This window comes from Streptomyces atratus (assembly GCF_014648655.1).
Classification (GTDB): Bacteria; Actinomycetota; Actinomycetes; order Streptomycetales; family Streptomycetaceae; genus Streptomyces; species Streptomyces atratus.
Genome location: NZ_BMRN01000107.1, coordinates 1 through 8022, shown reverse-complemented (window position 1 = coordinate 8022; position 8022 = coordinate 1). Strand labels below are relative to the sequence as shown.

Below are 8022 nucleotides of genomic sequence, written 5' to 3'. Positions count from 1 at the left end.
ACAGACACCAAATCCGACAACCGGACATCAGAAGACGGCTTCACCCAACCAGAACGCGGCATCCCCCCAAGATACCCCAGAAGCACTTAACTGAACGGTATTGGCTTTAGGAGCGGTACACGATTGGCGACCTCGTCGAGGACTGGCCCGGCAGGGGTCGTCGGCGACCTGCAGCGGCACGGCCGCCGCCGGGGCGCCCCCGGCCTCCAGCAGGACCGTGCGCCGGTCGGTGCCGAACTTTTTCGCCACCGCGCCGACCCCGACCACGCAGGCATCGGCACCGTCCCTTGGTCCGCACGCCCAACCTGTTGGCCTCCGTCATTCGCGTGCAGAAGAACCCCATCGCGGTCCAGGACGGCAACTTCGTCCTGGAGGAGGGCCAGTGCAGCCAAAACGGCGCGCTCACCCGGTGCCCGGAGAAGCCCTACGACCCGGAGAACCCACCGACTCCGGATACTGCGGAGGGTGGCACCGCGTCCTCGTGCCCGCCCATCAGTCGAGCGCCTTCGCAGGGGAAGGCGGTCTGACCCTTACCCGGTTCATCGTGGAAGCTGCGGCCGGTGAGCGGATCCCGTTCCAGCGGGGCGGCCACCACGGTTGGCTCCCCGCATAGCAGTGGCAGCAGTACCTCGAGGCGAACGGGCCCGCCCTGGACGACAAGGAGCGCCAGCCATCCGCACGACAGGGGTCCGGCGCGACAGGTACGCCTAGGACCGTCCGGCTTCGGGGGTGCGGGCTGAACCGAAGCAGAGACGTGGCAGCCGCGCGATCATCCTCCAAAGTGCCGGTCGATGCGTCGGGTCGAGCGATCCCGCTCTGCCGCTTCGGCTGCGGTCAGCCCGCAACCCTTCGGGGACCCGAAGGGCTGAACGAGCACTTCTCGTGCCGCAGGAAGCAGAGGCGTGATCTCTCGGCCACCGCTGACCGCCCCTAGCTGCGTCACCTGGAATCAGACCCCCTGCCCGGTTCGGGTGATTGCAGGGTGTTCGCTGGTGTCTCACTCACCCGCCCGGCCCTCTCATCTGTCACCGGAGACGCTGGTACAGCGTGACCCGCCGGCCCCGGACCTGTTTGTCCGCCACGACCGTGAAGTGGGCGGCCAGCACGGCAGCCTTGGTCCTGTCCCGGTCCGCGGAGACGGGACGGGACACGCGGGATGCGTCGGTGACGAGGAGTATGCGCCGGTGAGCCAGCATCGCGGCGCGTATCCGTCGCGGACCGGCCTCCTCGCCCTTGAGCGTCCCGGACTCCACGGGGCTCTCGGCGAGCGCGAGATCCCGCAGCCCGGCGAAGTCGCGGGGGGAGACCAGTGCGGTGTCGCGCCGGGCCGCCGGGATGAAGAGGACCCCATCGCCGGGCCTCTTCAACTGCCGTACCTCACCAGCCACCGACAGCACGTCGTCGACCCGGCTGCCGGGGGACCGCTTGGCCAAGGACTGCGGCATCAGCGCCAGCACCGCCACCACGAGCGCCAGCGGGACGAGCCACCACGACCCACGTGGGAATCGGGGTGCGGCCGCCCGCACAGCCGTGGCCAGCGCCGTGCCGATCAGCAGGGCCAGGCCCAGCATCGTGAAGAGCACGTAGCGGTCCAGGAACATGGGCTTTACGACGGAGATCCCGACTAGGGCGAGTTGGGGCACCGCCAGCAGCGGCAGCCCGACGGCCGCCACCGACGGTCGACCCACCTCCGGTCCGTCCAGCACTGCGCAGAGTCCGCCGATCGCCAGCAGGACCGCCGGGCCGATCAGCATGTGCCACGTCAGCGGGGGGATCCAGGAGACCTGGTCGGACTGGCTCCGGCTGAAGAGGATTAAGGGCGAGGCGGCGGTGGCTGCCGCCGCCGCGGCCACCGCCCAGCGTATGAGGGTCCTGCGTCCGGCCCCCGCCCACATAAGGGTCGCCAGGTGTGCGGGCAGGATCAGCAGGGACAGCCAGTTCAGCAGCGCGCACAGCAGGACCGTGCCCGAGTACGCCAACCAACTGCCCGTTGCGCGGCGCTTGCCGAACGCGGTCACCAGCAGCAGCGTCGAGACGCTGGCCCCGGCCGCCACCAGTGCGTACGGACGGCCCTCTTGGAGGTGGAACTGCACGGCCGGTAGCAGCCCGAAGGCTAGCCCTCCCCCGAGGCCGGCCCACACCCCCGCCAGGCGTTGCCCGATGACCGCCACACAGACGGCGGCCACCGCCATGGCCAGGACCGAGGGCAGCCGCAGGGTGGTGGTGCTCGCCCCGAAGCAGGTGAACAGCCCGTGCATCAGCAGGTAGTACAGCCCGTGCACGGCGTCGACCCGCCCCAGCATGTGCCAGATGTCAGGGACGGACCGCAGGGCCACCTGCCAGGTGGCGGCTTCGTCCCGCCAGACGCTGTGCTGCCGGGACAGGCCCCACAGCCCCAGCGCGACGGTCCACGGCAACGGGACCAACCACAAGGGTATGCGGAGGCGGGCAACGGTGACATGACTGTTCATCTAGGCGGCCATGGCCTCGTCATGGAAGGCGAACACGGAGTCGCACCGGTCGCGGACGCGGTCGTCGTGGGTGGCTATGACCACCGCGCAGCCGGCCTCACTCATCTCCCGGAGTGTGTCGACAACCACCGTGGCATTGGTGTGATCGAGGGCACCGGTCGGCTCGTCGGCGAGGACCAGGCTCGGCTGCTTGACGAGGAGCCGGGCGAGCGCCACACGCTGCTGTTCGCCGCCGCTGAGGCGGTGGACCTTCTCGGTCTCCCGCCCCGCCAGGCCGACGCGGCTGAGTGCCTCGGCGACAGCGGCATCGCTCCCGTTGCGCAGGGACCGCCGTGGTGCGGCCGCGACCTTCAGGTTCGCCGCCACATCGGCGTTCTCGATCAGTGCGTAATTCTGGAAGAGGTATCCCAGGACGTCACGGCGGAACAGCCGGCTCTCACGCGGACCGAACCCGGTGATGTCCTTCCCCTCGTACAGGATCTGCCCCGAGCTCGGCTTGTCGAGCAGGCCGATGCAGTTGAGGAGGGTGGACTTCCCCGAGCCACTGGGGCCTACAAGGGCGACCATCTCGCGACGGCCGACGGAGCGGGTGACATCGGACCACAGGGTCCGGGTGCCGAAGGTCTTCGACAGCTTGACGATCTCGATCACGTGAGTGCTCCTGCTGGACGGAGGGAACGGGCCCGGTGCGGTGCTCACGCGCCGACCACCCCCTCCTTGACGATGCGCCGGTGAAACGCCCGGAGAGCGAGGAGAACGGCGCAGAATTCGACGGCGACCAGTCCGGCGATGGTGGCGAGGTCCAGTGCCGTGACATGGACAGGGGGGTAGGGGGCGGGGATGCCCTGGGAGGTGATGTCCTTCAAATCCTGGTTCTGCTGCCAGGCCCGGATGGGCACCCACCAGGCCAGGAAGACCGCGAGGAGTCCCTCAACGGCCAGAATGTTGCGGTGGATCGAGGCGAATCGCCAGCCGTTGATGTGCTGCGCGAATATCGTGTCCGCGTTCTTGCGCGCATGGATGACGCAGACACCGAGTCCGGTGATGAGGAGGACGCCCACCGCCGCGACGAGGTCGAAGAGCTGCAACCAGAACTTGTTGCGGGCGTCGCGCAGCAGCGCGGCGGCGTTCTGCCCAACCGGGTTCACGGCTGCCACGTAGGTCTGCAGTTCGCCGTCGTGAGCCGCCATCGCACGCAGCACGTCCCCGGGGTCGGGGAAGACGATCCCGTCCTGCGTCGCAAACGTGGTGTACGCGTCGTTGGTGAGGATCCTCGAGCCGTCGGGCACCACGACGAGGACCGGGTTGCGCACCAGCGACCGGTCGTCGTCCGGACTGTACGCCATGTTCGGGCTGAGGTTGCCCGAGTTGTAGGCGAAGATCCGCTGACCGCTCCTGGCCTGCAGCGTCTCGACCTTGACCCGCCGGCGCAGTGCCGGATCCAGCCGGCCGAACACGTCGGGGACCGTAGCCCTGATGTCCGCTGCATACGGCGCCAGGGACTGCGGAACGATCAGCCGCACCGCGCGGTCCTCCGGGGCCTTCCCATCGTGCGGCATCGGGGTGTATCGACGCCCGTTCGGGTCGAGGACCGGCTGCTCGGCGAGGAAGGTCTCGTTGACGACGAGCATCTCCCCCTCGGGAAGGTGAGAGTCGGCGGAGACGCTCTGCAGATCGCGCCGACCAGCGACGACGATCTCGCCCGCCGCGTCGGATTTGCGCAGCCACCGGCCCACGTGCGTCACCACGGCGTCCGTGTCACCACCCCAGCTGCCGTTGAGGCGGATGGTGACGGCGTCGTCGGCCTTGGCGTAGACCTCCTGGTTGTCCTGGCGGGCCAACACGTGCTGGCCCGCTAGGGTGACGTCCATGGCGAACCCCAGGGCGAGCAGCACCGCGGGGACGCGCACCAGGTACGTGGCGAGGAAGGCCGTCCTGGCGGGCAACTCGCCCTTGAGAGCGCGCAGTACCTCAACCTTGAACGTCAGGGCGAGCATGGCGGCATGGGCGGCCAGCACGAGCAGGGCCAGCAGGACGGCGAGGCACCCGGCCACGCCGGCGAAGAGGCCCAGCCAGGCGAAGCCGTTGTAGAGGCCCAGGAAGGTTAGAACCCCTGCCGTGACGGTACCGGCCGCGACCGGCCAGAATCCCGCCAGCTGTCCGAGGTCGCGCAGGAGGACGCCCGTGAACGACCTGCCCTGCAGGCGCAGCACCCCGTAGGTTCGCGCGCTGAGCAGCACACTCGCGCCCGTCATCGTCACGGCAGCAAGTGCGACCGCACCGAAGGACCAGAAGAGGCCGTCGTCCGCGAAGGACACGGCCAGGTCGCCGGACGCAAGCGGGTACTGCACGCTCGCGGTCAGGCCGAGACTAGCGAGTTCGGCCGTCAGCACGTCCGCGGCGCCGGGCGCGCCGAAGACGTAGTAGAGGCCGCGGGGGTCCCGCTGCTCGATCTCGGCTAGCGGGTGCACCTCGGTGTCGGCGTGCCCGCTGAAGCCGGGGTATCCGTCGTCAGCCACGAGGCGGCGTCGGCCTTCGGGTCACCGGTGGTCAGGTACACATGCCGCAGCCGGTCAGGCCTCTTCAGGTCGGGAAGTTCACGCGCCACCGTGACCCGGTGCTCCTCGGCGAACCGAGCGACGGCACGTGTGACCTGCGCACCGTTCACGGAGTCGTCGGACTTGGACACCCAGACCTGTGCCGAGCTACCCAGCACCAGTTGCTCGTCCAGCCCGCGCACAAACAGGAAGGCGAGCATCGCCGAAAAGACCAGCACTGCGAAATGGACGAATTTGATACCTCGGTGGAGCATCGACTACCTAGGTCCGGGCACTCGGGGAGCGCGCATGTCGTGGGGGAGCCGAGGCGCCGCCGGCTGTGGGGGAGGATCCCCCACAGCCGGCGGCGCCTCGGCGGCTCATGGCCGTGTCAGCCGCGAGCACAGGACCTCAGCAGGCTGGGTCGTAGTAGGCGTGGCTGATGGTGTTCGCCTTCTCGGCCGACGCCTTGGACCACACGTTCTCCTTGGTGCAGCCGCTCTTGGCCCAGTACTTGCCCTCCACTGAGGAGGCGTGCCAATTCTTCTTGTGGAAGTAGTTGGAGTACACGTAGTTGGCGCCGACGTCGTGGCTCCATCTGCCGCCGCCGGCGTCCTCCGACACGGCCAGCGCGGGAGCGGCGGCGGCAGCGAGGAGGGCAGCGGCCGCGATAGCGGCCTTGAGACCGTTCTTCATCGTCATGATCGACTCACTTTCACTTCGCGATCCTGATGGACTGTCGACCTCGGGGCGTACCGCAGACATGCTCGATCCGCTTTCCGCGGACGGGGAAATGTCGCTATCGGTCGACGTGGGGCCGAGCCGGGCCAATTCAGAGAAGGGCGGGCCGTCCTGTCGGATACGGGACAGACATGCCGACTCGCCAGTTCTCACCCTGGTACGCAAGGGGATTCTGGAAAATCTCGAATGAAACGAATTTGCGACGGAAATGCAGCTTCTGGGCGGACCGCCTCAGGCGGCGATCCACGGAACGCGGCAGGCGTGCGGCTTCGGGCCCTCGGGGCACAGAGCCCTGATCACTGCCTTACGGATCGCCCGCCAGGTTCGCAGGGAACACACCACGCGTACGGACAGTTCCACGGACACGCGCTCCCCGCTGCTCTCGCCGGGGTGTTCGGCGACCCACTGCTCCGCCAGGAAGCCGTAGACATCGGCGGTCGTCAGTTCGCTGCCGAAAACGGTGTGGGCGACGTTATCCTCGACGAGCCGGGCACTGCGGGAGGCCACGGCTTCCCTGACCAGGTTCCTGGCCCAGGCCAGCCCGCGCTCGTCCGCGTACAGCCCGAAGCTGAGTGTGCGCGTCCTCATGCCCGTCAGCCCCTCGTGATCTTCTTCTTCGTGCAGTGCTTCGCACGATAGCCTTCGCGCATCTGGTCGTTGGCGTCCTTGATGGCCGCCTTCCACGCGTCCGGCTGGGTCTTCGCCCAGCCATGCCCCTGCACGAATCCGTGGGCGCTGTTGTCGGAGATGCGCATCTTGGTGCACTGCACATGTGCGGTCCATCCGCTCGCCGCCTGGGCGGGAGCGGCGACCCCCAAGGAGAACACGGCCGCGACAACGGTGGTGACGAGCGGGGAGACGGCAAGCAGCCTGCGCATAGAGAGGTCCTCCACGATATCGATGGTCGTTTGCCATAGAGGGCAGCCTGTCGCATACCGCGGTGCGCACTTTTCCGCCGTCGACGGAATCACTGAACCACACCTCGACCGAACAGATCGAGGCGGACTCCAAGTGCAGGACCACTACCCCCTGAGCGCCATCCGTTTGCCGGTGGTCAGCCGACCGGATGGGCACACCAAGAACCTACAACGAAAGGTCAATCACTGGCCATCAATTCTTCATATGGTGATCACCGTCACCTTCCGTTGCGTAGGTGATGCTCCGTCAAAATCCGCTTCTGAAACGCATGGTGACTATCACTCAGTCGGTGCTCACCCGGATCCGGCCCCCGGCGGGATCGACACGGTCGTGCCAGCGCGCGGTGAGAGTCAGGGTGCGGTTTCGGCAGGGAGGCGGCGATGCCGAGCCGCTCGCGGGCAGCAGGCAGCCTTCCTGTCAGACATGGAGGACGGTGTGCGGCAGCGGGGCACCGGTGCGCAGGACGTGGCGGATGGGCAGGACGCCCGGGGCGACGCGGTTCGGGGCGATCCAGCGCGGCGGCTGCGACGCGACAACCGGCACACCCGGGTCCGGCCAGCGGGCGCCCGCAACCTCTCGCGATCTTCCGTCGATGCTTTGGCACCGACTCCTGGCAGCGCTCAGACGGCCCACCAGTCTGTCGAGCGACTCGTCCAGTTCGTTGCTCAGGCAAAGCAGTTCCGCGAGCTGAAGCGAACGACCGTGCCGTGGGATCAGGCTGGGCCTCGTTACGCCCCGCAGCTTGGCCCTGAACGCTCGAGAGCGTTGAATCGACAGTCTGCCCATCGCTTCCTGCAGAAGCCCCGTCGAGATGGCCCCAACGAGCCTTCGCCGTATCACCAGCTATCGCACAGCGATCATGAACTGGGCGGACTCTCCCGGAGCAGAAGGCCCTGACCTGCGGTTTCGCGCCCGCGCTGGACCGGCGTAGCCCCCTGGACGGCCCCTACAAACTGTGCCACGCGGTACCCGCACGCAGGCGCTTCCCATAGGGCGTCACCCCTTCCAGCTGCCCCTCAGCCTCTGCCGCGCTCGCGAAGCCACGGGACAGGAAAGATCCGGACCATACGCGGACCAACCGAGCCGCAGAGGTCACCTTCTACACCATCACTGCGGTTCAAGGGCTCACACGCGCTATACCGTCAGAAGACTAGGAACCTACTGGGCGCTGCCGGCATGGGCTCTGTACCGCCGGGCGGCACGAAATTCCGGGCAACTGCCACACCCCCCGCAGCCAACGGCGCGTCCGACCAGGGAGCCTTTTCCAGCCTGACGGTGCTGGCCGCGTGTTGGACGGATCTGCGGAACGACGAAGCTCCTGGTAGACGGGTTCTCGGCCAAGATCGCCCGCAGCC

General features: G+C 68.0%; 9 protein-coding genes. 1 reads left to right on the top strand and 8 read right to left on the bottom strand.

All coding sequences use genetic code 11. From position 1 onward, the window contains the following. Positions 1-326 precede the first annotated feature (326 nt). Positions 327-527 carry a hypothetical protein gene (locus IEZ15_RS42830; protein ID WP_189282348.1) on the top strand — a complete coding sequence of 67 codons (201 nt, stop codon included), beginning with the start codon at positions 327-329 and terminating at the stop codon, positions 525-527. A 498-nt stretch (positions 528-1025) separates the two neighbouring features. On the opposite strand, the gene IEZ15_RS42825 is transcribed toward IEZ15_RS42830, so the two are convergent. The 8 genes from IEZ15_RS42825 to IEZ15_RS46655 all read right to left on the bottom strand — a co-directional run bounded on the left by IEZ15_RS42825 (position 1026) and on the right by IEZ15_RS46655 (position 7210). Beyond that, positions 1026-2471, bottom strand: coding sequence for a glycosyltransferase family protein (locus IEZ15_RS42825; protein WP_189282347.1), 1446 nt, complete (start codon positions 2469-2471; stop codon positions 1026-1028). Next, on the bottom strand, positions 2472-3122 hold the full coding sequence (locus IEZ15_RS42820; protein WP_189282346.1) for an ABC transporter ATP-binding protein: 651 nt from the start codon (positions 3120-3122) through the stop codon (positions 2472-2474). It abuts the gene before it with no gap. Positions 3123-3166: 44 nt separating this feature from the next. Next, the gene (locus IEZ15_RS42815; RefSeq protein WP_189282345.1) at positions 3167-4990 is read right to left on the bottom strand and encodes a bacteriocin-associated integral membrane family protein; all 1824 of its coding nucleotides are present in this window, start codon (positions 4988-4990) and stop codon (positions 3167-3169) included. Further along, entirely contained in the window at positions 4930-5283 is a 354-nt protein-coding gene (locus tag IEZ15_RS42810; RefSeq protein ID WP_229846561.1) for a hypothetical protein, read from the bottom strand. The genes IEZ15_RS42815 and IEZ15_RS42810 overlap by 61 nt, the downstream gene beginning before the upstream one ends. Positions 5284-5419: 136 nt before the next feature. Then, positions 5420-5710 carry a lactococcin 972 family bacteriocin gene (locus IEZ15_RS42805; protein ID WP_189282343.1) on the bottom strand — a complete coding sequence of 97 codons (291 nt, stop codon included), beginning with the start codon at positions 5708-5710 and terminating at the stop codon, positions 5420-5422. 270 nt (positions 5711-5980) lie between these two features. Further along, positions 5981-6337, bottom strand: a complete 357-nt coding sequence (locus IEZ15_RS42800) for a hypothetical protein (protein ID WP_189282342.1) — start codon at positions 6335-6337, stop codon at positions 5981-5983. 5 nt (positions 6338-6342) lie between these two features. Continuing rightward, on the bottom strand, positions 6343-6642 hold the full coding sequence (locus IEZ15_RS42795) for a hypothetical protein (protein WP_229846560.1): 300 nt from the start codon (positions 6640-6642) through the stop codon (positions 6343-6345). A 442-nt stretch (positions 6643-7084) separates the two neighbouring features. After that, the gene (locus IEZ15_RS46655) at positions 7085-7210 is read right to left on the bottom strand and encodes a hypothetical protein (protein ID WP_268250516.1); all 126 of its coding nucleotides are present in this window, start codon (positions 7208-7210) and stop codon (positions 7085-7087) included. Between the last annotated feature and the right edge of the window lie 812 nt (positions 7211-8022).

Bases quoted from the DNA above. Each gene is read 5' to 3' on its own strand.
- IEZ15_RS42800 (WP_189282342.1), bottom strand. From the start codon at position 6,337: ATGAGGACGCGCACACTCAGCTTCGGGCTGTACGCGGACGAGCGCGGG.
- IEZ15_RS42810 (WP_229846561.1), bottom strand. From the start codon at position 5,283: ATGCTCCACCGAGGTATCAAATTCGTCCATTTCGCAGTGCTGGTCTTT.
- IEZ15_RS42805 (WP_189282343.1), bottom strand. From the start codon at position 5,710: ATGACGATGAAGAACGGTCTCAAGGCCGCTATCGCGGCCGCTGCCCTC.
- IEZ15_RS42825 (WP_189282347.1), bottom strand. From the start codon at position 2,471: ATGAACAGTCATGTCACCGTTGCCCGCCTCCGCATACCCTTGTGGTTG.